The 401-nt window shown below is 61.3% G+C and carries 1 protein-coding gene; it reads right to left on the bottom strand.

Annotated features, from left to right (window positions below):
- Window positions 1–383: TRAP transporter substrate-binding protein DctP (gene dctP / locus GPA27_RS28630; RefSeq protein WP_256223150.1), on the bottom strand; the 383-nt coding region annotated here is incomplete at its 3' end.
- Window positions 384–401: the final 18 nt, after the last annotated feature.

Genomic DNA, 401 nt, shown 5'->3' with positions numbered 1-401 from the left:
CCCTTGAGGTCGGCCAGCGCCTTGTCGGCCTCGGCACGCGTGTCCTGGCGCTCGAAGTCGCGGCTCTTCTTGGCGGCGTCGAGCAGCACCTTCTGCTCAGCCTTCGACAGGCCATCCCAGTACTTCTTGCTGACCAGCACGATCCAGGGGCTGTAGACGTGGTTGGTCACCGTGAGGTACTTCTGCACCTCATAGAACTTGCTCGACAGGATGGTGTTGTAGGGGTTCTCCTGGCCGTCCACCGTGCCTTGTTGCAGCGCCGTGAACACTTCAGGGAAGGCCATGGGCGTGGTGATGATGCCGAAGCCCTTATAGGCGGCGATGTGCACGGGGTTTTCCATCGTGCGCATCTTCAGGCCCTTCAGGTCACCGGGCTCTTTCACGTCGCGCTTGCTGTTGGT

Origin of the sequence: Aromatoleum toluolicum (assembly GCF_012911005.2) — a bacterium.
Lineage (GTDB): Bacteria > Pseudomonadota > Gammaproteobacteria > Burkholderiales > Rhodocyclaceae > Aromatoleum > Aromatoleum toluolicum.
This window is presented reverse-complemented; position numbering and strand designations above follow the sequence as displayed.